The following is a 23,905-nucleotide window of genomic DNA, read 5'->3' as shown; positions in this document are numbered from 1 at the left end:
CCGCATACGGCAAATCCGAAACCGCCACGGGCCTTCACATGTTCTTTCATTTGTCGCGCGAATCAGCCGGTCCGGTAACGCACCTGGGCATCCCCCAGCGCAGCATTCAGCGGCTCTATCCACGGCGCGAAGTTGCGCCACTGGTCCAGGCTGTCGCGGAAGATCGGCTGACGGACCTGTTCGGAGCTGGGCGTGCGGACACTGCGTTTGGTCTTGTGGAATTCGACGCAGCCCGGTTCGAAATCAAGCCCGCAATAGTCGAGGATGCGCCGGACGCTGCCGTCCAGATCGTCGACGACGTCTTCGTGGGGCACGCGCAAAATCCGCCCCGGCAGCGCGCGGTCCCAGTGGTCCATCAGGTCGAGATAGGTGCGATAATAGCGCGCTATATCGTCGATCGCATAGGTGAACTCCTGGCCTTGCGCGAACAGTTGCTTGAGGTTGCTGAAGCAGCAGGCCATGGGCTCGCGCCGGGCGTCGATGATCTTGGCGTTCGGCAGCATCAGGTGAATTAGCCCGATGTGGCGGAAATTGTTCGGCATCTTGTCGATGAAATAGGCCTTGCCGCCGCGATAGACCTGCGTCTCGCTCATGTAGCGGCGGCCGAGCGCCAGGATTTCGTCGGCCGACAGGTCCTGCATCGAGCCGGGATAGCGGGGCTGATCGAGGTCCATGTCGGCGCCCTGCAGTTCCAGCGCGATGCGCTGGATGTCCGACAGCTCGTGCGTACCCTCGACCTGGCTATGCGAGGCCAGGATCTGCTCGATCAGGGTCGAGCCCGAACGCGGCAGGCCGACGACGAAGATCGGATCCGGATCCTTTGCGCCCCAGCCGGTGCGGCGCGCGAAGAACTCCGGCGTGCAGACCGCGATCTGCTCGCGCGTGTTGATTTCCTGGATTTCGGCGCGATAGCGGCTTTCCGAGCGCTTCAAGGTGTTGCCGCGTTCGTAGAAGGCCCACGAGCGGGCGAAGTCGGCGCGGTCCTCGAACGCCTTGCCGAGGGCGAAACAGAGATGATAGCGATCGACCAGGCCGGTCGTCGCCGCGGCCTCCTCGCGCTGCATGACCTCCAGTTCCTCGTCGGTAAACCGGTACATCTTGAGATTGGCCAGGCTCCAGTAGGCGTCGCCGAAATTCGGCCGTGCCCGCGCCGCCTGGCGATAGGATTCGACGGCGTCCGGAACCTGGCCGACGGTCTTGAGCGCATGGCCGAGCCACAGGGGCACGTCCCACGACTGCGGCATGTCTTCCAGCATGTCGCGATAGATGCGGATGGCGTGCTCGTTCTGGCCCAGGCCGACAGCGGCCGTGGCGGCCAGCGTCCGGTAATCCGCATTCTTCGGATCGACGGCCAGCAGCGTGTCGATCTCGTCGAAGGCCTGCATGTATTTCTGACGCTTGATCAGGGTCTGCGCGTAATCGTAGCGCGCCGCCCGGTAGTCGGGCGTCAGTTCCAGCACGGCTTCCAGCAGGGTCTCGGCGTCGTTCAGCACGTCGCAGGCCAGGCCGATGCGCGCCAGCAGCCGCATGGCTTCGGGGTGGTTGCCGTGCGCCAGCAGGTACTGGCGCGTAATGTCCTCGGCGGGCTTCAGGTCGCCGTCGGAAAACAGCGAGGTCGCCTGCACGACTTCGGGCGGCAGGGCGGCCAGCGTCGCCACGTGGTCCCCGGCCGTCGCCGCATCGGCGGCATTGCCCGTCATGCCGTAGAGCTTGACCAGCATGGACCAGCTGGCGGGCAGGGCGGGGTTGATATTGACGGCCAGCAGCAGGGCCTGGATGGCGGGATCAGCGTCCTTGCGCTGGACGTGGCACAGGCCGCGTTCCTGGTGCAGGCGGCTGAAGTGCGGATGCGCGGCCTCGAGCCGGTCCAGCACCGCCATGGCCTCGGTCACCTGCCGGAGATGGCGGTGGCTGGACGCCGCCAGCAGGAGAAGGTCGCGGTTGTCGGGCAGGGCCTGCAAATGACCGCCTGCCCGTTCCAGCACCTCGGCATGGCGGCCTTCGGTCTGCAGGCGGCGCAAGGCCGTGATTTCCGCTTCCATCGAGGCGGCCGGGGTCAGTTCGGTGTGGGTATTCATCAGTGTTGCCGTTGCAGTTCGGGGGCGGCCGCTGGGGCATACCATGCCTTGGCGATGTCGGTGGCGCGGCGGAACATGGGGTGGTGGCGCTTGTCGATGACCGAAATCAGGTAATAATGAATGGCCGGCAGCGGCACCTCGGTGCGGATCGGCAGGTAGACGATCCGGGGATCCGGCGCGCATTCTATAGAGAAGAAGAAGCTCATCCCCATGCCGAGCGCGATGGCCTCGCGGATGGTCTCGCGCGTATGCAGGTCCTGGATGTCGCGCGGCATGACGTCGACATCGGTGAACAGGCGCTGGATCGCCGTGCGAGTCCGCGACCAGGTTTCGCGCATCAGCAGGCTTTCGTCGGCCAGACCACGGATATCGAACGCGGGCAGGCGCGCGGCGGGGTGATCTGTCGGGAAGGCGGCCATCAGCCGGTCCTCGCGGATCGGCACGTATTGAAAGTTGGGATGAACCGGCGGATCGGTGACGATGGCCATGTCGCACTGGCCCGAGCGCAGCAGCTCAAAGGTGTCGCGGGCGTTTTCGATGCGCACCTGGCAGTGCAGCCGCGGAAAGGCGATCTTCATCTCGTGCGCCAGCCGCGCCGCCAGGGGCGGCGTGTCCGACCCGAGGCGCAGCAGCAGCCGATCGGACTGGTCGTCCTCGAGAATCTGCTCGACATTGTCGACCGACGAAAAGAGCTGGTTGGCTTCGCGGAACAGGGCTTCACCGGCCGGCGTGAGTTTTAATGGCGGAGTGCGGCTCAAAAACAACGAAATCCGGTAGCGCTCCTCCAGCGCTTTTAACTGTTTTGAGACGGTCGGCTGCGACAGGTGCAGTCGCCGGGCCGCCTGCATGATGCTGCCTTCCTTCGCCACGGCGTAAAAAGATCTCAGGTGCAAAATATTTACGCGCATTTCAGCAACCGAAAGATGATGTTATAGCGTACATTGCAGTTTTGTGACATTTTATTGTACTTTTCGCAAAGGTCCGGCGTCTATTTATAGAGCACAATTTGGCGATTTCCTCTAGTCATTGGATGAATACCGCCTATGCATATAATGAAATTGCCTGTTGTGCGGCGCAACGATTAAAAAACGCCCGAAATTTGTTCCCTTTGTTTCGCTAGGTGGGGGAGCGTTTCAGCCTGAACATCACGGCCCCATGGCCACCCGAACGGCACGCGCGACACCGGTTGCGCGGCCTTCGCGGCTTGCTGCCCGATTTAACGAGGACATTTCGATATGAAATCCGCACACATGATCTCATGCGCCTTCGCGGCCCTGGCCACCGGCCTGGCGTTCGCGCCGGTCGCCGGCCAGGCGTCCGCCCAGGACACCAAGGCCACCAAGGCCGATGACGGCGCTCAGGAAGTTATCATCACGGCCCAGCGCCGCAGCCAGAGCATCCAGAAAGTGCCGATGACGGTCCAGGCCTTCACGAGCACCAGCCTGCAACAGCTCAACATCACGACGCTGGACGACCTGCTGAAGTATACGCCGAACGTCGAATTCCCGAAGAACGGCCCGGGCCAGGGCAATATCTACATGCGCGGCCTGAGCGCCGGCTTCGCCGGTAACCAGTCGCAAGGCACCGTCGGCAACTTCCCGAACGTCGCCGTCTATCTCGACGACCAGTCGATGCAGTTCCCGTCGCACAATGTCGACGTCTACATGGTCGACATGGACCGCGTCGAAGTGCTGGAAGGCCCGCAAGGCACCCTGTTCGGCGGCGGCGCCGAGGCCGGCGCCCTGCGTTACATCACCAACAAGCCGAATCTTGTCTCCACCCTGGGCAAGCTGGATGTCAGCTACGGCTTCCAGAAGGGCGGCGACGCCAATACCAGCGCCAGCGCGGTGTTCAACCTGCCGCTGATCAAGGACACGTTCGCGCTCCGCGCCGTGGTCTATAGCGACCGCCAGGGCGGCTATATCGACAACGTGCAGTCGACCTTCACGCGCGGCAATTTCGACGACAACGGCTATTTCGGCGTCAGCCCGACCAACGGCATCTGTCCGAACGGCCAGCCGGCCGGTCACCGTCCGGGCGGCACCGCCCTGGTGTCGTGCACGATCGGCGGCACCGCGGTCGCCAACAACCACGACGTCGCCAAGGACAACTGGAACCCGACGACGACCGACGGCGCGCGCCTGTCGGCCCTGTACAAGATCAACGACGATTGGGATGTGCTGATCGCCGAAAGCCTGCAGTCGATGGATTCGGAAGGCCTGGCGGTCGAATATCCGACCGGTTCGGACGGCCAGACGCTGAAGCCGCTGCAGATCACCGCCTTCTCGCCGTCTTACGACAAGGACAAGTTCCAGAACACGGCCTGGACGGTCAACGGCAAGCTGGGTGCGCTGAAGCTGGTCTACACGGGCGCCTTCATGCGCCGCAACATCGAACAGCAGATGGATTACACCAACTACTCGCGCACCCTGTACGGCCAGTACTATGAGTGCACGGGCGGCAATTCCGGCCTGATCGGCAGCGGCAAGGGCTATCCGATCACCTGCTATTCGCCGGTCACCAACTGGCACGACAAGATCGAGAACACGCACCAGACCCACGAATTCCGCGTCAGCACGCCCGACGACTGGCGCCTGCGCTTCGTGGCCGGCGCCTTCTACGAGCAGTTCATCATCAAGGACGTGATGGACTTCAACTACAAGACCATCATCTCGTGCGACGATCCGGGCGTCCTGGCGGCGGCGATCGCCGGCACGGGTCCGCTCTGCGTCGGCAACGACGCGACCATCCCCGGCACGACGGCCAGCCAGCCGGGCGTGCGCAACGACAATACCGGCTTCGGTGAAGACACCAAGCGCGGCTACAGCCAGGGCGCCCTGTTCGGGTCGGTCGACTTCGACATCATCCCGCACGTCCTGACCGCCACGCTCGGCACGCGCTACTACAATTACAACGAATACGAAAAGGGCTCGGTCTACCACACGGCGGCCGACTGCCTGAACGTGCTCGTCTGCCCGGCCAAGCACAATATCGACGCCGACCACGACCGCGTGAACTACCACGGCTTCAAGAGCCACTTCGGCCTGCAATGGACGCCGGCGGAACACACCCTGTTCTACTACACCTATTCGGAAGGCTTCCGTCCGGGCGGCTTCAGCCGTTACCCGAACACCAAGGCCAACGACGCCAACGGCATTCCGCAGTTCATCAGCCCGATCGTCTATACGCCGGACTCGCTGGTCAACAACGAAATCGGCATGAAAAAGGACTTCTTCGACCGCAAGCTCCAGCTGAACCTGACGGCCTATGCGATGAAGTGGACCAATGTGCAGATCGCCCTGTACCAGCCGTGCTGCCTCGGCAACACGACCTTCCTGGTCAACGGTCCGGACTACGACATCAACGGCTTCGAGGCGCAGTTCATCGCCCGTCCGTGGGAAGGCCTGACCCTGCAAGGTTCGGCGACCTACAACGACAATACGCAGTCGAACTCGCCGTGCCTCATCGACAACCAGGACGGCAGCACCGGCAAGACGCCTTCGCCGAACCTCGGCAAGTGCATCACCCAGGTCAAGACCGCGAACGGCCTGGTGCCCTTCACCAACCCGTTCGGCGTCCAGGGCGGCGTCTCGGCCTTCTCGCCTAAGGTCCAGGCCAATATCCGCGCGCGTTACGAGTGGGCCCTGGCCGACTACCGCGCCTTCGCCACGGGCAATATCAGCTACACCGACAAGATGTATACCCAGCCGGCCAACTACACGCCGGGCACCAGCGCCAACGAAAACCCGGTTCCCGACACCACCTACACCCGCTGGGAGCTGCCGGCCTACACGACGATCGGCGCGTCGTTCGGTGTGACCAGGGACAACTGGACGGCCGAAGTCGTCGGCACCAACCTGACGAACTCGCACGCCTCGACCTTCACGAGCACGGCGCAGTTCATCAAGTCGCAGGTGCCGCTGCGCCCGATGACCATCACCTTCAAGCTGTCGGCCGGGTTCTAGATCCCAGCCTCCTGACCTCCGGGAGCCGCCTGTCCGCGGGCGGCTCCCATCGCCTTTTTGATCCCATGACCGATAAACTGTCTTCCAAATCCTATGATCTCGTCGTTGTCGGCGCCGGCATAGTGGGCCTGGCCCACGCCTGTCTGGCGGCGCGCAGCGGCCTGAAGGTCTGCGTCGTCGAGCGTGACGCGCAGGCCGTCGGCGCCTCGATCCGCAATTTCGGCTTCATCACCGTGACCGGCCAGCAGCGCGGCGAATTTTACGCCATGGCCAGGCGTACGGCTGGTGTCTGGCGCGAGCTGTCGGCGCGTTTCGGCTTCGACGTCCTGCACCAGGGCCTGTTCATGTGCGCCCGCCGCCCCGAGTCGGAAGCCGTCCTCGACGCTTTTCTCCGGACAGAGATGGGCGAGGGGTGCCGCATCATGACGCCGGCGGAAGCCGGCCTTCCCCTGACGCCGGATGTCCGCGCCGTTCTGCATTCGCCGCACGACCTGCGCGTCGAGTCGCGCGACGTGCTGCCGAAGCTGGCCGGCGTCCTGGCCGAGGTTTTTTCGGTCGATTTCTTTTTCGATACCCAGGTCCTTGCGGTCGAAGAGGGCCACGTTGCGACGCAGCGCGGCCGGCTGGACGGCCGCCGGATCGTTGTCTGCCCCGGCGACACGCTCACCGGCCTCTACCAGGACATCCTGCAAAAACACGGTGTGAAGCGCTGCAAACTGCAGATGCTGCGGCTGGAAAATCCGGGCTTCCGCCTGCCGGGCGGGGTGATGTCGGACCTCGGCCTGCTGCGCTATCTCGGCTACGCCGAACTGCCAGAGGCTGAACCCCTGCGCCAGGTCGTCGCGGCCGAACAGGCGCAGCACCTGCGCGAAGGCGTCCACCTGATCGTGGTGCAAAGCCAGGACGGTTCGCTGGTCGTCGGCGACAGCCACGACTACGACAATCCGGCGGCGCCGTTCAGTTACGAGGCGGTCGACCGGCTGATCCTCGACGAATATGCCCACGTCCTGGGCGAGGCGCCGGCCATCCGCGAGCGCTGGACGGGCACCTACGCTGTGGCGCCCGACCGGCAGTTCCTTATCGAGACGCCGGCGCCGAACGTGCGCCTGGTCGTCGTCACCTGCGGCGCGGGCGCTTCGACCGCCTTCGCCCTGGCCGAAAAAACCCTGACAGATCTGGGAGTTGAGACCCATGCCCACAGCCATTAAGGCCCCGATGCTTAAGGGAATAGTCTTCGACTGGGCCGGAACGATGATCGATTTCGGCAGCTGCGCCCCGGTGGAAGCCCTGGTCGAAGGCTTCTCCGCCGAAGGCGTCGCCCTGACCATGGCGCAGGCCCGCCGCGACATGGGCCGCGCCAAGCGCGACCACGTCGCTTCGGCGCTCACCAATCCCGAAGTCGCGGCCAACTGGATGGCCGCCAAGGGGCAGCCGTCGACCGAGGCCGATATCGACCGGATCTATGAGGCCCTCGGGCCGCTGATGATCGCGGCCGCCGCGCGCCACACCGACCTGATACCGGGAGCCGCAGCGACACTGGCCGATGTCCGCGCGCGCGGGATCAAGGTCGGATCGAACACCGGCTACACCCGCGCCATGATGGTGCCGATCCTGGCCGCTGCCGCCGCGCAAGGCTATGTGCCCGACGCCGTCGTCTGCGCCGGCGAAACGGCCGAAGGCCGCCCCAGCCCGCTGATGGTGTGGAAGCTGCTGGTCGAGCTGGGCGTCTATCCTGCCAGTGCATGCGTCAAGGTCGACGATGCCGAGGTCGGGATCGGCGAGGGCCGGTCCGCCGGCTGCTGGACCGTCGGCGTGGCGGCCTCGGGCAACGGGGTCGGCCTGACCCTGCCGGAATACGAGGCGCTCGATGAAGAGACGCGCCGGGCGCGCATCGCTGCCTCGGCCGACGCCCTGTCGAAGGCCGGCGCCCACTACGTCATCGACACCGTCGCCGACCTGCCGGGCGTGCTCGACCAGATCGAGGCGCGCATGGCCGCCGGCGAGAAACCCGAAGGGAACTAAGTCATGCTGATCATGGGCGAGGGCGGCGATATGGCGGGCCGGACGCGGGCCGGTTCGGGATTTTCCGGCTGGCTGGACCGGCATCCGGCGTTCCTGGCCCTGTTCGGCGGGCTGATGGCGTTCGGCGTCTACTTTTCCATGTACGCCTTCCGCAAACCCTTCACCGCCGCCAGCTTCAGCGACGTGGCCGGGGTCGGCATCGACTACAAGGTCGCCCTGGTCATCGCCCAGGTGTGCGGCTACGCCCTGTCGAAATTCATCGGCATCAAGGTGGTGTCCGAACTTCCCGCCCGGTTCCGCTCGCTGGTGCTGATAGGGCTGATCGCCGTCGCGGAAATCGCGCTCTGCCTGTTCGCCGTGGTGCCGGCGCCCTACAATATCGGACTGCTCTTCCTCAACGGCCTGCCGCTCGGCATGGTCTGGGGCCTGGTGTTCGGCTTCCTCGAGGGCCGGCGGACCTCGGAAGTCCTGGGCTCGATCCTGTGCGCCAGCTTCATCGTCTCGACCGGCGTCGTCCAGTCGGTCGGGCGCTGGCTGTTGCTGAACCATTACGCCACCGAATTCACCATGCCCGCCATGGTCGGCGGCCTGTTCGTGCCCTTGCTGCTGGTCTGTTTGTGGGGGCTGAACCAGCTGCCGCCGCCCAATGCCGCCGACATCGCCGCCCGCGTCGAGCGCGGTCCGATGAACGGCAAGGCGCGGGCCGAACTGCTGGCGCATTATGCGCCGGGCCTGATCGTGCTGATCGTCCTTTATGTCCTGCTGACGGCCCTGCGCGATTTCCGCGACAACTTTGCCGCCGAAATCTGGCAGAGCGTCGGCCTCGGCAACGAGCCGGCTGTCTTCGCCATCTCGGACCTGCCGATCGGCATCGTCGTGCTGCTGGCCATGGCAACGCTGGCCCTGTTCCAGAAGAACCGTCCGGCCCTGATCGCCAATCTGGGGCTGATCGGTATCGGCCTGATCATCACGGCCGGCGTGTCGCTGGCCTATGGCGCGCACCTCATCGGTCCGCTCGGCTGGATGATCGGCCTGGGCGGGGGGCTTTATCTGGCCTATACGCCGTATAACGGCCTGCTGTTCGACCGGCTGGTGGCGGCCACGGGCCGGGTCGGCACGGCCGGCTTCCTGATCTATGTCGCCGATTCCAGCGGTTATGCCGGCTCGGTGGCCCTGCTTCTCCTGAAGAACCTGACCACGCTCAACATGCCGTGGGTGTCGTTCCTGATGATCAGCAGCATCGTCACCGGCATCGGCGGGCTGGCCTGCCTGGCCTATGCCATGGTCTACCTCTGGCGCAAGCTGAAGGCCTGACATGTTTCACCTGCGGGATGTCAGCCCGGCCGCCCTGTGGTTCGTCGATCTCGATGGCGAAAGCTTCAGTCTCGATGCCGAAACACTCGCCGATCTGAGTCTTGAAGCCCGCGACGCCCTGTCGGGGCAGAGACGGCCCGACGCCGGCTGGCAGCCCGGCGATACGATCCGGACGGCCGAAGCGGCCCCGGACGGCTGGGCCGTGACCCTGGCGTCGGGGCAGCGGCTTGGCGTGACGCACGAGCGCCTTCAGGCCTTTCGCGATCCGCACGCCTGGCAGATCGCACGAAAGCCGTGGACCGCCGCCGAAGCCGGCGGTTTTCCGGTCCACGACTATCGCCGTTTTCTGGAAGACGACGACATCCGCCGCCTGGCCTTGCTGCAACTGGCGGCCCGCGGCTTCGTCCGCCTGAGCGGCGCACCGGCGATACCAGGCGAGATTGAAACCCTGGCCCCGGCCTTCGGCTGCCTTCGCGAAACCAATTACGGCCGCATCTTCGATGTCCGGACCAAGGTCGATGCCGCCAATCTGGCCGATACGGCCCTGGCGCTGGCGGCGCATACCGACAATCCGTACCGCCTGTCGCCGCCCGATGTGCAGATCCTGCATTGCCTGAGCACGGCGGGCGAGGGCGGGCGCAGCCTGCTGGTCGACGGCCTGGCGGTGACCGAAGCCTTGCGGCGCGACGCCCCGGCGGACTTCGATCTTTTGCGCCGCGTACCGGTGCGCTTTGCCTGGGCCGACGGCACGACCCGCCTCGAAGCCGTCGCCCCTGTTCTCGCCCTGAACGCTGACGGCGCACTGGAGCGTATCCGCTACAATCCGCGCTCGATGCAAAAAGCCCTGGCCCGCGACGATGACCAGAACACCGCCTGGCGCTCAGCGTTTGCGCGCTTGTCCGAGCGGCTGTCGGCGCCCGAAACCTGCCTGGCCTTCGACCTCAAGCCAGGCGACATGGTCCTGATGGACAATCGCCGCGTTCTGCACGGACGGACCGCATTTACGCCGGACGGCGTGGCGGTCCGCCACCTGCAAGGCGCCTATGCCGACATGGACGGCGTCCATTCGACCCTGCGGCGGCTGACCGAGGCCAAGGCCAGCCGCGATCTCGATGCGCTCGAAGCCTTGTTCGCTGACGACCGCCTGTCGCAGGCCTACGGCGAAGCGATCAGTATCCGCGACCACATGCTGCAGGCGGCGGAAGGCGCCGTCGCGCGCCGCAAAGGCCCCGAACTGGCCGCCGCCGCCCTGCTGCACGATATCGGCTGGGGGATGGACGGCGCGCACGAAACGGCTGGCGCAGACTATCTGTCGCCAATGCTGGGGGAGGGCGTGGCCGGTCTGATCCGCAACCATGTCGACGCCAAGCGTTATCTGGTGGCTGCGCGGCCGGATTATCTGGCCCGGCTATCCGCCGCCTCCATTGAGACCCTGCATCGACAGGGCGGCCCGATGACCGAAGCGGAGTGCCACGCCTTCGAGGCCCGGGCGGATTTCGACCTTTCGCTCGAATTGCGCATCCTCGACGATGACGGCAAGGCCTTGCGCGCCCCGGCGACCGGGTTCGCGGACTATCGGCCGCTGCTGAAGGCGCTGCTCGTCCGTCACGCTCTCCTGACATAAAAAATTAAAACACCGGGCCGCCATCCTGGTATATACCAATCTCCCGGGCACATGGAGAGGGCGGCGAATTGACGCCAAGTCGCAGACAGGTCCTGGGCGGAGCCGCGGCGGCGGCCGGTGAGGCGCTGGCGCCGCACGCCATGGCCGAGTCCCCGGCGCACCTGTCCTTCCTCGTCATCGGCGACTGGGGCCGCGATGGCCTGAGCCACCAGCGCGATGTCGCCGGACAGATGGAACGGGCGGCGGGCGAATTCGACTGCCGCTTCGTGGTCGCCGTTGGTGACAACTTCTACGAAGACGGCGTGCAATCGGTCACCGATCCCAAGTGGCGCACCTCGTTCGAGGACGTCTACACCGGTCCCCGACTGCAAAAGCTGCCGTGGTACGCGGCGCTGGGCAATCACGACTATGGCGGCGTTCCCCAGGCGCAGGTCGACTATACGGCGCACAGCGCGCGCTGGACCATGCCGGCGCGCTATTTCGAAGTGCCGGATATCGCCGGCGGACAGATCGGCCTGTTCATTCTCGACACCTCGCCGCTGATCGCTGAAAACGCCGAAGGCGACCGCCCCATGGCCGTCAATGTCAGAACTGAGGACGGGGCCGCGCAACTGGCCTGGCTCGACCGGCGCCTGGCCGCCTCACATGCCCGTTTCAAGCTGGTCTTCGGGCATCACACCCTGTTTTCCGGCGGCAGCACGCACGGCGATACGCCCGACCTGATCGCGCACCTCCTGCCGGTGCTGAAGCGGCACGGCGTGACCGCCTATATCAACGGCCACGACCACGACCTGGAGCATATCGTCCGCGACGGGATAGACTTTGTCTGCACCGGCGCCGGCTCGGAAGTCCGGCCGGTCAACCCGATTTCCGGCACGCGGTTCTGCACCGCGCGCCCGGGCTTTTCCGTCATCGCCCTGCGCGACGGCCTGTTGAGTCTGGAATTCCGCGGCCACGATGGCACGAGCCTCTATAGCGGCGCGCTCGGCGCCGTCTGAGGCGCGCCGGAGCCGGTGTGACAAATCCACACAAATCCCACAAAATCATATTTGAATGCCATAAAATCCAACAAAATATGGCCGTCCAATACACATCTGTCACAAACAAACGTTAACCGTCTCGCCCGTGACCGGGCAGCGGGGGGCATTCCCGTAGATTTGCGATCGCCCGCACGCTGTTATTCCACGGAGAGATTTTATGAAAATGCTCATGACTGGTGCGGCTGCAGGCGCGCTTTTCTTTCTCGCCGCGCCCTCGTTCGCGCAAACCGACACCCAGGCCCAGCCGCAGGCCGACAAGGGCGATGGCGAAGCCGTCGTCGTCACCGGCTACCGCGGCTCGCTGGCCAAGGCGCGCAAGATCAAGCGGGACTCGGTGATCGAAAAGGACGCCATCGTCGCTGAAGACATGGCCAAGTTCCCGGAACTGAACCTGGCGGAATCGCTGCAACGCCTGCCGGGCGTGCAGATCACCCGTGAAGCCGGCGAAGGCCGCCGCATCAGCCTTCGCGGTCTCGGCCCCGACTTCGCCCGCGTGCAGCTGAACGGCATGGAAGTGCTGGGCAATGTCGACTCGGCGCAGGACAGCCGCGGCCAGCGTTCGCGCGACCGCGCCTTCGACTTCAACATCTTCGCCTCGGAACTGTTCTCGAAGGTCGAGGTCGAAAAGACCTTCCAGGCGGCGCAGAACGAAGGCGGCATGGCCGGCACGGTCGGCCTGTTCACCGGCAAGCCGTTCGACTACGGCACGGGCGCCAAGGGCGCGGTCTCGGTCAAGGCCGGCACCAACCAGTACACCAAGGACACGCAGCCGCGCATCGCCGCCCTGTACAGCTACAACTGGGACAACAGGTTCGGCGTCGCCTTCTCGGTCGCCTACGCCAAGCGCCAGACGACGGAGCAGGGCCACAACACCTATAATTACAGCCATCTCGGCGCGACCGACTATTCCGATCCGGCGCATCCGACCGGCGACGCCTACGACCTGGTCGCGGCCGGCCTCGACATCTCGCACCTCAGTGCCGACAAGCAGGCGCGGTTCCTGAAGGGCGACCTCTATTTCGCCGACGGCAACCGCATTTCGTCCTGGGATGCGCGCATGGAACGCCTGGGCCTGACCGGCGCGGCGCAATGGCGTCCGACCGAAAACCTGCTGCTGACGCTGGATGTGCTGCACAGCCAGTTCACCACGCACCGCGATGAGCTGCACCTGGCCACCCGCCCGATCGAGGGCCTGGGCTCGACGACGCTCGACACCGCGGCCGGCGGCGTCTGGCCGGCCCAGTTCCAGACGGGCACCGTCCTCAACGACTTCACCGTCGACAGCAGCGGCTACGTCACCCGCACCGACGCCAGCAACGTCACCTTCGGCAGCGAACACCGCCGCGAGCTCAACAAGAACAAGTTCGACCAGGCCGTGCTGACCGGCAAGTGGGACCTGTCCGACCGCCTGACGATCGACGGCCACATCGGCTACGAAAAGTCGACCTACGAAACCCCGTACGACGACAAGTTCTACATGCGCGCCAAGGGCAACCTGGTCGCGGACTACGGAACGAACGGCCAGTCGGCCAGCTTCTCGTATCCCAACACCAACCTGACCGATCCGTCGATCTACGCGCTCGACGACTTCTATTACCGCGCCTTCCACAACGGTTCGACCCTGCAGGAAGGCCTGGTGAACCTGACCTTCAAGGCGAACACCGTGTGGACCTTCCGCGCCGGCGCGGCCTATCACAAGTTCTCGCAGGACGGCGCCAACTTCTTCTATGACGGCGGCGTCAACGGCACCAACGGCGAAATGCGCGGCAAGCCCGTCACCGGCGTCACCGACGTATTCACCAACAGCTTCGGTTCGTGGCTGATCGGCGACTACGCCGAGGGCTTTGCCAAGTTCAACGAATATCACCGCCTTGCGCCCAAGTCCGACGGCACCGGCGGCACCATCCAGGACATCGAGAACGTCTACAAGGTCAAGGAAGCGACCGTCTCCGACTACGTCCAGGCGGACTGGGACAGCGAACTGATGGGCCACCGCTTTCGCGGCAATATCGGCCTGCGCGGCTATCATACCGATACCGAAAGCAGCGGCTGGATCCAGGGCGACAGCTACGCCTATCTCGGCACGACCGACGTGAAGGGCAGCTATTCGGGCGTCCTGCCGGCGCTCAACACGGTACTGGAAATGACGCCGGATGTGCTGCTGCGCTTCTCGGCCACGCAGAACCTGAACCGTCCGGGCCTAGGCTCGATGGCGGCGGAAGGCACCGCCTTCCTGGGCAACGACACCTGCGACCTGTCGAAGACGCCGACCAACAACTGCAATATCAGCGCGTCGCGCGGCAACCCGAACCTGAAGCCGTACAAGGACAACACGCTCGACCTGGCCATCGAATACTATTTCGGCAAGGTCGGCCTGCTGTCAGCCGGCGTCTACCAGAAGGACATCACGAACTTCATCGGTTCGGAAACCCTGACCGACGTTCCGTTCAGCCAGACGGGCGTGCCGTCGGGCACGATACCGGGCGCCACGGACACCACCATCGTCCACAGCTTCTCCATGCCGGTCAATATCGCCGGCCACACCAGGCTGAGCGGCGTCGAACTGGCGGCGCAGACCCAGTTCACCTTCCTGCCGGCGCCGTTCGACAATCTGGGCGTGGTGGCCAACTATTCCTATGTCGACGCGCCGTCGATCACCGGCATCTCGAAGACCAGCTACAATGCCACGCTGTATTACGACACCGCCCTGTGGGGGGCTCGTGTTTCGATGAGCCACCGCAGCAAGTGGTTCTCGGGCTATAGCAGCACGGTCATGAGCGCCGGTACGCAAGGCTACGACGCCTCGACCTATGTCGACGCCGCCGCCTTCTGGAACATCACCAAGAGCCTGCGCGTCACCTTCGACGCGATCAACCTGACCAACCAGAAGGATACCCAGTTCTGGGGCCAGAACGAATACCTCTATAACCAGACCCAGAGCGGCACGACCTATATGATAGGTCTCGGCTACAAGTTCTGACACAAAACTATCGTATGACCGGGCGCTTCCCCTTTCCGGGGGAAGCGCCTTTTCCCGTATTCGCAGCATGCCAGCCCGTAAAGCATGATCGTTTCCCACCGCCACCGCTTCATCTTCGCCGCCGTGCCCAAGACCGGCACCCATTCGGTGCGCCAGGCCCTGCGCGCGCACCTGGACGAGGGCGATGCCGAGCAGGTGGGCCTGTTCGTCAACAGGCGCTTCCCGTGGGAAGACCTGGCCGCCATCCGCCACGGCCACCTGTCGCTGCGGCAGGTCCGGCCGTATCTGGGCGACGAAGCCTTCGGCGGCTATTTCAAGTTCGCCTTCGTGCGCAATCCCTTCGACCGCTTCGTCTCGTACTGCGCCTTCATGCTGCGTGACGGGGAGGTCTTCCAGCAGCAACCGCGCGAAGCCATGTACCATTTCCTGTTCCGGGCGCCGCCGGAGCAGCACATCCTGTTCCAGCCGCAGTCGTCGCTGCTGGTGGATGACGACGGCGCCACGCTCCTGACCGACCGCATCGGCCGCGTCGAAGACATGCAGGCATCCTACGACGCGATCTGCGCCCATATCGGCATCGCGCCGAGCCCGCTCGCCCGGGTCAACGGCAGCCGCCGCAGCGATTATCGCCGCTATTACGACCAGGCCCTGATCGATGGCGTCGCCGCGCGTTATGCTCGCGATCTCGACCTGTTCGGCTATACGTTCGAGGGCGCGCAATGACGGACACGCCTGTCGCCAATCCGCGCAAGACCACGACCGTCCGCAGGCTCGGCCCCGTCGATATAGCCGCTTTGCAATCGGCCGTCCTGGCGATCCCGGAAGAGGTCTGGGCCGCGGAGAACGCCGGCAAACCCAACCGGTTCGACGTGCTCGATGAAACCCGCCATATCGTCTTCCGCTTTATCGAAAGCACGAATGACTGGCGCCGGTCGCACGACCGCCCGTCCTGGGTGCAGTGGCGCGCCGTGCTGGAGCCGGTCCTGGCCCAGGCCGTCCGCGGCTACGGCTATGCGCGCGGCGTCTTTCCGCGCGTGATGTTGGCCAGGATGCCGCCGGGCGGAGTGATCCATCCGCATGTCGACGCCGGTCCGGCCGCCAAATGGCCGCACAAGATCCACGTGCCGTTGACGACCAATCCCGGCGTGGTGTCCTTCTTCGGCGGCGACGAACACCATTTTCCGGCAGGCGACGCGGTCGAGGTCAACAATCTCGGGCCGCACTGGGTGTGCAACAACGGCGACGCCGCGCGTATCCATCTGATCTTCGAATATTATGACGCCGACCAGCCGGATCCCGACTGGCTGGAGCCGTTCCTGCGGCTAAGCCAGGCGCGATGACCTTGTCCGGCTTATCGGATCGCGACGCCTTGTTGCAGCAGGCCCGGGACCTGCGCGCGGCAGGCTGCGTGCCCGAAGCGCTGGCCACGCTGGCAAAAATGCAGGTGCGGTTTCCGCGCTTCAGCCGCCTCCACCAGGAGCGCGGCCACTGCCATATCATGCTGGGCAATGCGCCGGCAGCGCTGGACGCGCTGCATGAGGCGGTGCGCCTTAATCCGACCCTCCCGGCCAGCTGGGACATGCTGGAACAGCTTTACCGCATGCTGGGCGACGCAGGCCGGGCGGGCGCGGCGGAAAGGCACCTGGCCATGCTGAAGCAGCTCCCCCCCGAAGTGGTGGTGGCCAACAGCCTCCAGGCCGATGGCGATCTGGCGCCGGCCGAGACCATTCTGCGCGACTATCTGCGCAAGGACGCAGGCAATGTCGGCGCGCTTCGCCTGCTGGCGCGGATCCGCAGCGACAGCGGCGCGCCCGCCGAGGCCGAAACGCTCCTCAGCGCCGTCCTGACCCAGGCGCCCGACTACCATGCCGCCCGCCTCGACTACGCCATGGCCCTGTTGCAGCAACAAAAGCATCTGTTGGCGCGGGAGCAGGCCGAGACCCTTCTCAAGCACGACCCGGACAACCGGGACTATCTCAAGCAGTATGCCGCCGCCTGCGTCGGGCTGGGCGACCATGAGCCGGTGATCGACATCTATGCCCGTCTGCTGGCGGGCCAGCCTGACACCGGCCCGGACGTGGCCGACCTGCGCCTGTGGCGGGCCAATGCGCTCAAGATTACGGGCCGGCAGGACGAAGCCATCGCCGACTACCGCGCGTCATTGGCGGCGCGGCCGGACTACGGCGTCGCCTGGTTCAGCCTGGCCAATCTCAAGACCTATCGCTTCAGCGGCGACGACGTCACGCGCATGCAGGCCGCGGCGGAAGCAGCCGGTCTCCAGGACATGGACGGGGTCTATCTATCGTACGCGCTCGGCAAGGCGCTGGAGGACCAGGGCGATTACGAAGCCTCGTGGCGGCATTATGAGCACGGCAATGCGGCGCGCGCCCGGTCCAGCCGTTTCAATCCCGACGCAGCGGAGGCCTGCGCCGAGCGGCTGAAGTCCGTCTTTAGCGCCGGATTTTTTGCCGGGCGCGAGGGCTGGGGCGCCGACACTGCCGCGCCCGTCTTCGTCCTGGGCCTGCCGCGCTCGGGCTCGACCCTGATCGAACAGATCCTGGCCTCGCATTCCGCGGTCGAAGGCACGCAGGAACTGACCGAGATCGGACGGTACGCCGTCGAGCTCGGCGGCCGCGATCCGGATTGCGGCCTGCCGCTGCATCCCGAAGCCATTTTGCGCCTGACCAAGGCCGAGGCGCGGGCGCTGGGCGAACGGTTCCTGCGCGAGACCGAGACCTACCGCCGGCTGGGCCGGCCGTTCTTCATCGATAAAATGCCGAATAATTTCTGGCATATCGGCTTGATCCAGCTGATACTGCCCCGGGCGGCGATCATCGATGTACGGCGCGAACCCATGGCCTGCTGTTTCAGCAATCTCAAGCAGCTGTTCGGCACCACAAACCAGGAATTCACCTATGGTGTCGACGTGATCGCGCGGTACTACCGAACCTATCTCGGCGTGATGCGGCACTGGAACGGCGTGCTGCCGGGGCGCGTGCTGACGATGGCGTACGAAGACGTGGTCGAGGACATCGAAGGCAGCGTACGCCGAATGCTGGCCCATTGCGGGCTGCCGTTCGAGCCGGCCTGCCTGGCCTTTCACAGGACCCGGCGCAGTATCCGCACGCCCAGTTCCGAACAGGTGCGCCAGCCCATCGGCCGCGAGGGCCTGACGCAGTGGCGGCATTATGCGCCATGGCTCGAGCCCCTGCGCGATGCGCTCGGCGACGCCGTGACCGGCTACAGGGACTGAGCGATGCGGCTGTCGCAACCCTTCTTCCAGCTTCCGGTGCTGTTCGACGTCGAACGCCTCCAGGCCGAGGTTTCGGCCCTGCCGGACGAAGCCTGGGTCGCGCACCCCGACCAGGTGCCCGGCAACAGCGCGGCGCGCCTGATCAGTGTCGACGGCGCCGAGACCGATGCCGTCCACGGCCAGATGCTGCCGACGCGCTGGCTCGAGACCATGCCCTATCTGCGCTATGTCCTGGCCGGGTTCGGGGTGGTGTGGGGCCGCTCGCGGCTGATGCGCCTGGCGCCCGGCGCGGACGTTCCCGAACACGCCGACATCAACTACCACTGGCACACGCGCGTGCGGTTGCACATCCCCGTCTTCACGCGGCCCGAGGTGATCTTTCACTGCGACGGGCAGGCCGTGCACATGGCCGAGGGCGAGGCCTGGATCTTCGACAACTGGCGCCGCCATCGCGTCGAGAACAGGGCCGATACCGCCCGCGTCCACCTGGTGGCTGACACGACCGGCACGGCGGCCTTCTGGCAGTTCGCCACGGCGCGGAAACCGCCGCGCGAACGCTGGCGGACGGTGACCTTCAACCCCGGCGCCGGTCCGGAGCTGCTGACCGAAGGCAACCGGCGCACGCCGGTCATGCCCGCCGCCGAAGTGCAGCTGCTGGTCGACGACCTGCGGGCGGAACTGACGGTCACGGCCGACAGCCCCGAGGCCAGGGCGCGCGCCGAACAGTTCGGCACGCTGCTGGAAAACTTCGTGTTCGACTGGCGCCAGCTGTGCGCGCTGCATGGCACGGACGGGCAGGGGCGGGCGGAATTCACCGGCCTGGCCGGCGCCGTGCACGAGGCCGCCAAGCCGCTGGCCGAGGGGGTGGTCATGCGCACCAACCAGGCCGGGGCGTTGCTGGTGCTGGGCAAGCGCGTACTCCAGCATCTTGTCGCGGACGACGCTGTCCCTCCGCCCGCGCGCCGGCCCGCCCTCCGCGAGCGCCCGCTGGAAAAGCCGGTCTTCATCATCGCCGCGCCGCGCTCCGGCAGCACCCTGCTGTTCGAGACCCTGGCCTGCTCACCCGTCTTCAACAGCTTCGGCGGCGAGGCCCATTGGCTGGTCGAGGAGCATGCGTCGCTGCGTCCGGGCGCGCCGGGCCTCGATTCCAACCGGCTGACCGCCGGCGCCGCTACGGCCGAAATCGCCGCCGCCATCCGCCAGGCCGCGCTGGCCCGGCTGCAAGGGCCGGAAGGCGGAGCGCCCGCCGAGGGCATGCCGCTGCTCGAAAAGACGCCGAAGAACGCCCTGCGCATTCCGTTCCTGAAAAAGGTGTTCCCCGACGCACGCTTCATCTTCCTGTGGCGCGATCCGCGTGAGAATCTGAGCAGCATCATGGAGGCGTGGCGCGGCGGCGGATGGATCACCTACCGCGCCTTGCCAGGCTGGGACGGGCCGTGGTCGCTTTTGCTGCCACCGGGCTGGCAGTGGTTGCGCGGGGCGCCGCTGGAGGCGGTCGCCGCCTGGCAATGGCAGTGCACCAACCAGACCGCGCTCGACGACCTCGGCCAACTGCCGCCGGAAGACTGGACCAGCCTCAACTACTCCGATTTGCTGACCGATCCTGCGGCGGCGGCGCAACGCCTGTGCGGCTTTGCCGGCGTGCCGTTCGATACGGCGCTTAAGGCGCGCACCGAAGGCCCGCTCCCCATGTCGCGCTACACCCAGTCCGCGCCGGACCCGGACAAGTGGCGCCGCAACGAGGCGGCGGTCATGCGCGTCCTGCCGGGCCTCGAAGCGTGCTGGCAACGCTTGCGCGCCCTGGACAGACAATGATCCAACAAAACTGCGCCAGGTTTTGAGAGGAAGCGCATAAATTCCCACATTCCTGGCGCTGAAATACACATCTGTCACAAACCGGCGCTAACCGTGGTCTCTCACCGATTGCATGAGGATGCCGCGATGCCCGGGCACGACCGCCGCGAAGTCTTGAAGACCCTGCTGGCCGGAGGCGCGGCAGCCGCGCTCTATCCGTCGCTGGCCAGGGCCTTCGAAATCCCCGCCCACAATCGGACCGGCACGATCCGTGACGTCGAGCACGTCGTCGTCCTGACCCAGGAAAACCGCGCCTTCGATCATTATTTCGGGAGCCTGAACGGCGTGCGCGGCTATGGCGACCGTTTCGTCATTCCGGCGCCCGACCACGGCCGGCGGCTGAACCGCACGGTCTTCGTGCAGCCCAACGAGCACGACGCCGACCCGGCCCTGATCGCGCCCTTCCGCCTGGACACGAAACAGGACTTCGCCGTCGGCCGCCACGACGGCACGCCGCACAGCTTCGTCAGCGGCCAGGCGGCCTGGGACAACGGGCGGATGGGTGCGTGGACGATGGCCAAGCACAACCACGCCATGGGCCATTTCACGCGCGAGGACATTCCGTTCCAGTACGCCCTGGCCGAAGCCTTCACCGTGTGCGACGCCTATCACTGCGCCATGCACCTGTGCACCAATCCGAACCGGCTCTACATCTGGACAGGCACGCACGATCCGCTGGGCCGCAACCACGGCCCGGCGATCGACAACGCCTATGACAGCCTGGGCGCCGACGGATACGGCCACGGCGGCTACAGCTGGACGACCTATCCCGAGCGCCTGCTGGCCGCGGGCGTCAGCTTCCAGATCTACCAGCTGATGGAAGACAATTTCACCGACAACCCCGTCGTCGGCTTCAAGGTGTTCCGCGATGCCCTGACCAGTCATACCCGGTCGGCCGCCCAGACGGCCCTGGTCGAGCGCACGATGACAACGCGCGGCCTCGACAAACTGAAGTCCGACGTCGTCGCCGGCACGTTGCCGCAGGTGTCGTGGATCGTCGCGCCGGCCGCCTATTCCGAGCATCCCGACCCGTCGTCGCCCTTCCAGGGCGCGGACTATACCGCCCAGGTGCTGGACGCCCTGACCGCCAATCCCGAGATCTGGTCGAAGACCGTGCTCCTGGTCAATTTCGACGAGAATGACGGCCTGTTCGACCACGTGCCGCCACCCGCGCCACCCGCGCGCGATCCGGCCGGCGGCTATCGCGGCGCCACGACCATTCCGGCCGATGACGAATATCATGTCAAAAGCCAGGACGCGGGCGATGCCGCCTATCTCAACCGGCCCTACGGCCTGGGCATGCGTGTGCCGATGTACGTCGTCTCACCATGGAGCCGCGGCGGTTATGTCTCGTCCGAAGTCTTCGACCATACCAGCATCCTGCGCTTCCTCGAGGCGCGTTTCGGCGTCGCCGAACCCAATATCAGCCAATGGCGGCGTGCCGTCTGCGGCGACCTGACGCGGTGCTTCGACTTCAAATCGCCGAACGATTCCAAATTTCTGGAAACCCTCCCGCGCACCCGCATCCTGTCGGACCGGGCCGGCGCCCTGCCGCGCACACGGCCTTTCCCGCCCGAGACCCTGACCGCGCCGGTCCAGGAAGCCGGCCTGCGCCGTCGCCGCGCCACGCCCTACCATCCCGACATGACGATCGAGGCCGGACGCCTTGTGCTGCGCAACGACGGCGCCGGCCTGGCGGCGGTGTTTCATGTCTACGACGTCGACGACCTGGCGACCGATCCCGGCCGCTATACGGTTGGGGCAGGGGCGTCGCTCGGCGCCGGCCTGCCCACGCGCGCCGACGGCATGGACCTGTTCATTCTCGGACCGGCCGGCTTCCACAGGCGGCTGACAGCGAAGGCCGTGCGTTTCTCCGCCCGTATGGTGCGCGAAGACAGCGCCGTCGCGCTGGAACTGACCAACCTGACGGCGTCGCCGCTGCTGGTCGAGGTCCGCGACCTGAGCTACGGCCAGAAGGGCCAGTCCGTGCAGCTTGGGGCCACAGTCGTGCGCCTGCCGGTTAACCTGACGCTCAGCCATGGCTGGTATGATCTGGAAATTCTCACGGACGGCCAGGTCCTGCGCCTGGCCGGCTTCATGGAAGACGGACGCGACGGCATGAGCGACCCGGCGGCCCACGGTCCGGCCAGGCTGACTATCGAAACCCGGGACATGATTTTGTCGCGAACCTGATCATACTTCCGCGAAGGCCAAGGGCTTTTAGAAACGCATGCTACAAGAAACTCGACAGGCGGAAATTCTCAATCTTTTGCAGGTGCACCGAAGCCGCCAGATCTCCGACCTGGCCGTGCATTTCGACGTGTCCGAAGAGACCGTGCGCCGCGACGTGCGCCAGCTTGAGGCCGAGGGTCACGCCCACCGCGTCCGCGGCGGCGTCAAGCTCAAGGAAACAGCCTTCGAGCCGCCCTATGTCATCCGCCGCAACCAGAACGCCCAGCAGAAGCGCGCCATCGCGCTGAAGGCCGCGACCCTGGTAGAGGACGGCATGACCGTGCTGATCGATTCCGGCTCGACCGCCTACTGGCTCAGCCGCTGCCTGTCGAAACGGCGCAACCTGACCGTGATCACCAATGCGCTGGACGTGGCGCGCGAAATGGCCGGCAAGACCAATAACCGCATCTTCTTCGGCGGCGGCGAGATCGACTACGACTACCAGTCGTGCTTCGGGCCGGAAACCGAAGCCTTCATGGGCGGCTTCACGCCGGAAATCGCCTTCTTCTCGATCTCGGCCGTCGACTCGCGGCGCGGCCTGCTCGACTTCCACTATCCCGAGGCGACTCTTAAGGCGAAACTGGCGCCGCTGGCCACCAAGGTCGTGGTCCTGGCCGACGCGACGAAGTTCGAACGTCAGGGCATCGTCAAGGCGCTCGACTTCGACCAGATCGACGTCTTCGTCACCGATGCCGAGCCGGGCGCCGAGCTGAAGTGCGCGCTTTCCGATATCGAGATTCTGATCGGCTAATTGCCGAGCCGGATGTCGACCGTGACCTTGAGCGCGTCGTGCAGCCAGTATTCGTGGTCGTATTCGACGACGCGGCCTTTTGCGTCATAGCTGATCCGCTTGATCAGCAGCCCTGGCAGGCCGGAGCGGACACGCAGGGCATCGGCCTCGCGCTGGGTGAGGGCGCACGGGCTCATCTCGACGCGGTTGCGCACGACATCGATGCCGTAATGACCGCTCAGCACCCCGGTGAGCGAGCCGTTCAGGTCGTGGTCGAGGAGGCCCGGCGCCAGGCGCGGATCGACGAAGATCGTCTCCACAAGCGCCGCGCGTTCGTCGATATAGCGCCGGCGGCGGATTTCAAACAGCGGCGCGCCCTCGGCGACACCGAATATGCCCGCCAGCTCCGCCGTGGCCGCGCAGGTCCGCATATCAAGCGCTTCGGTGCGCGGCTCGCGCCCCTGGGCGGCCACATAGGTCATGAAGCTTTCCCAGCGCGTCGGATCGTAGACGATCGGCGGCGGCGCCACATACCAGCCGCTGCGGTTCCTGCGGTAGATCAGGCCCTCGGCCTCGAGCTGGAACAGGGCCGCCCGCACCGTACCGCGCGCCGCGCCCGTCGCCGTCTGCATCTGCCGCTCGGACGGCAGCCGCGCGCCGTGCGGCAGCTCGCCGTGAGCGATATGCCGCGCGATCAGGTCGCGCACGTCCAGGTAGGTGTAGGCATCGGTAGGGCTTCGGGGTTTCACCCACCCGGCGGTCGTCGAAGACAAGGCGTGATCTTTCGCGTCAGTGGTCGATGCGGCCATCATG

General features: G+C 65.7%; 16 protein-coding genes and 1 pseudogene. 14 read left to right on the top strand and 3 right to left on the bottom strand.

Going from position 1 to position 23,905, the window contains the following annotated elements:
- Positions 1-62: 62 nt before the first annotated feature.
- Positions 63-2,078 (bottom strand): tetratricopeptide repeat-containing sulfotransferase family protein, encoded by a 2,016-nt coding sequence (locus AB8717_RS20735; protein ID WP_443750940.1) that lies wholly within the window; start codon positions 2,076-2,078, stop codon positions 63-65.
- Positions 2,078-2,926 carry a LysR substrate-binding domain-containing protein gene (locus tag AB8717_RS20730; RefSeq protein ID WP_443750939.1) on the bottom strand — a complete coding sequence of 283 codons (849 nt, stop codon included), beginning with the start codon at positions 2,924-2,926 and terminating at the stop codon, positions 2,078-2,080. The genes AB8717_RS20735 and AB8717_RS20730 overlap by 1 nt, the downstream gene beginning before the upstream one ends.
- Before the next feature lie 387 nt (positions 2,927-3,313).
- Here AB8717_RS20730 and AB8717_RS20725 point away from each other — a divergent pair, with 387 nt between their 5' ends.
- The 14 genes and pseudogenes from AB8717_RS20725 to AB8717_RS20660 all read left to right on the top strand — a co-directional run bounded on the left by AB8717_RS20725 (position 3,314) and on the right by AB8717_RS20660 (position 23,113).
- Complete coding sequence (locus tag AB8717_RS20725; protein WP_443750938.1) at positions 3,314-6,043, top strand: TonB-dependent receptor; 2,730 nt, start codon at positions 3,314-3,316, stop codon at positions 6,041-6,043.
- Between the two features lie 65 nt (positions 6,044-6,108).
- Positions 6,109-7,251 carry a TIGR03364 family FAD-dependent oxidoreductase gene (locus AB8717_RS20720; protein ID WP_443750937.1) on the top strand — a complete coding sequence of 381 codons (1,143 nt, stop codon included), beginning with the start codon at positions 6,109-6,111 and terminating at the stop codon, positions 7,249-7,251.
- Complete coding sequence (gene phnX, locus AB8717_RS20715; RefSeq protein ID WP_443750936.1) at positions 7,235-8,065, top strand: phosphonoacetaldehyde hydrolase; 831 nt, start codon at positions 7,235-7,237, stop codon at positions 8,063-8,065. Before AB8717_RS20720 ends, phnX begins: the two co-directional genes overlap by 17 nt.
- A 3-nt stretch (positions 8,066-8,068) precedes the next feature.
- Positions 8,069-9,379, top strand: a complete 1,311-nt coding sequence (locus AB8717_RS20710) for a DUF5690 family protein (protein ID WP_443750935.1) — start codon at positions 8,069-8,071, stop codon at positions 9,377-9,379.
- Position 9,380: 1 nt separating this feature from the next.
- Positions 9,381-11,003: a TauD/TfdA family dioxygenase gene (locus AB8717_RS20705; protein ID WP_443750934.1), complete on the top strand. Its 1,623-nt coding sequence runs from the start codon at positions 9,381-9,383 to the stop codon at positions 11,001-11,003.
- 68 nt (positions 11,004-11,071) lie between these two features.
- Positions 11,072-12,001: a purple acid phosphatase family protein gene (locus AB8717_RS20700; RefSeq protein WP_443750933.1), complete on the top strand. Its 930-nt coding sequence runs from the start codon at positions 11,072-11,074 to the stop codon at positions 11,999-12,001.
- 199 nt (positions 12,002-12,200) lie between these two features.
- Complete coding sequence (locus AB8717_RS20695) at positions 12,201-15,023, top strand: TonB-dependent receptor (protein ID WP_443750932.1); 2,823 nt, start codon at positions 12,201-12,203, stop codon at positions 15,021-15,023.
- An 84-nt stretch (positions 15,024-15,107) separates the two neighbouring features.
- Positions 15,108-15,746: a sulfotransferase family 2 domain-containing protein gene (locus AB8717_RS20690; protein ID WP_443750931.1), complete on the top strand. Its 639-nt coding sequence runs from the start codon at positions 15,108-15,110 to the stop codon at positions 15,744-15,746.
- Entirely contained in the window at positions 15,743-16,363 is a 621-nt protein-coding gene (locus AB8717_RS20685) for an aspartyl/asparaginyl beta-hydroxylase domain-containing protein (protein ID WP_443750930.1), read from the top strand. The genes AB8717_RS20690 and AB8717_RS20685 overlap by 4 nt, the downstream gene beginning before the upstream one ends.
- Entirely contained in the window at positions 16,360-18,276 is a 1,917-nt protein-coding gene (locus tag AB8717_RS20680) for a tetratricopeptide repeat-containing sulfotransferase family protein (RefSeq protein WP_443751414.1), read from the top strand. Before AB8717_RS20685 ends, AB8717_RS20680 begins: the two co-directional genes overlap by 4 nt.
- A 3-nt stretch (positions 18,277-18,279) precedes the next feature.
- A pseudogene (locus AB8717_RS20675) lies at positions 18,280-19,230 on the top strand (aspartyl/asparaginyl beta-hydroxylase domain-containing protein); the annotation flags it as partial.
- A gap of 33 nt (positions 19,231-19,263) precedes the next feature.
- Positions 19,264-20,091: a sulfotransferase family protein gene (locus tag AB8717_RS20670; protein WP_443751420.1), complete on the top strand. Its 828-nt coding sequence runs from the start codon at positions 19,264-19,266 to the stop codon at positions 20,089-20,091.
- Positions 20,092-20,217: 126 nt separating this feature from the next.
- Complete coding sequence (locus AB8717_RS20665; protein WP_443751413.1) at positions 20,218-22,323, top strand: phosphocholine-specific phospholipase C; 2,106 nt, start codon at positions 20,218-20,220, stop codon at positions 22,321-22,323.
- Positions 22,324-22,360: 37 nt separating this feature from the next.
- The gene (locus AB8717_RS20660) at positions 22,361-23,113 is read left to right on the top strand and encodes a DeoR/GlpR family DNA-binding transcription regulator (protein WP_443751412.1); all 753 of its coding nucleotides are present in this window, start codon (positions 22,361-22,363) and stop codon (positions 23,111-23,113) included.
- On the opposite strand, the gene AB8717_RS20655 is transcribed toward AB8717_RS20660, so the two are convergent.
- Positions 23,110-23,904 carry a UTRA domain-containing protein gene (locus AB8717_RS20655; protein ID WP_443751411.1) on the bottom strand — a complete coding sequence of 265 codons (795 nt, stop codon included), beginning with the start codon at positions 23,902-23,904 and terminating at the stop codon, positions 23,110-23,112. The genes AB8717_RS20660 and AB8717_RS20655 overlap by 4 nt on opposite strands.
- Position 23,905 lies beyond the last annotated feature (1 nt).

It is taken from the genome of Asticcacaulis solisilvae, from assembly GCF_052327315.1.
Classification (GTDB): Bacteria; Pseudomonadota; Alphaproteobacteria; order Caulobacterales; family Caulobacteraceae; genus Asticcacaulis; species Asticcacaulis solisilvae_B.
This window is presented reverse-complemented; position numbering and strand designations above follow the sequence as displayed.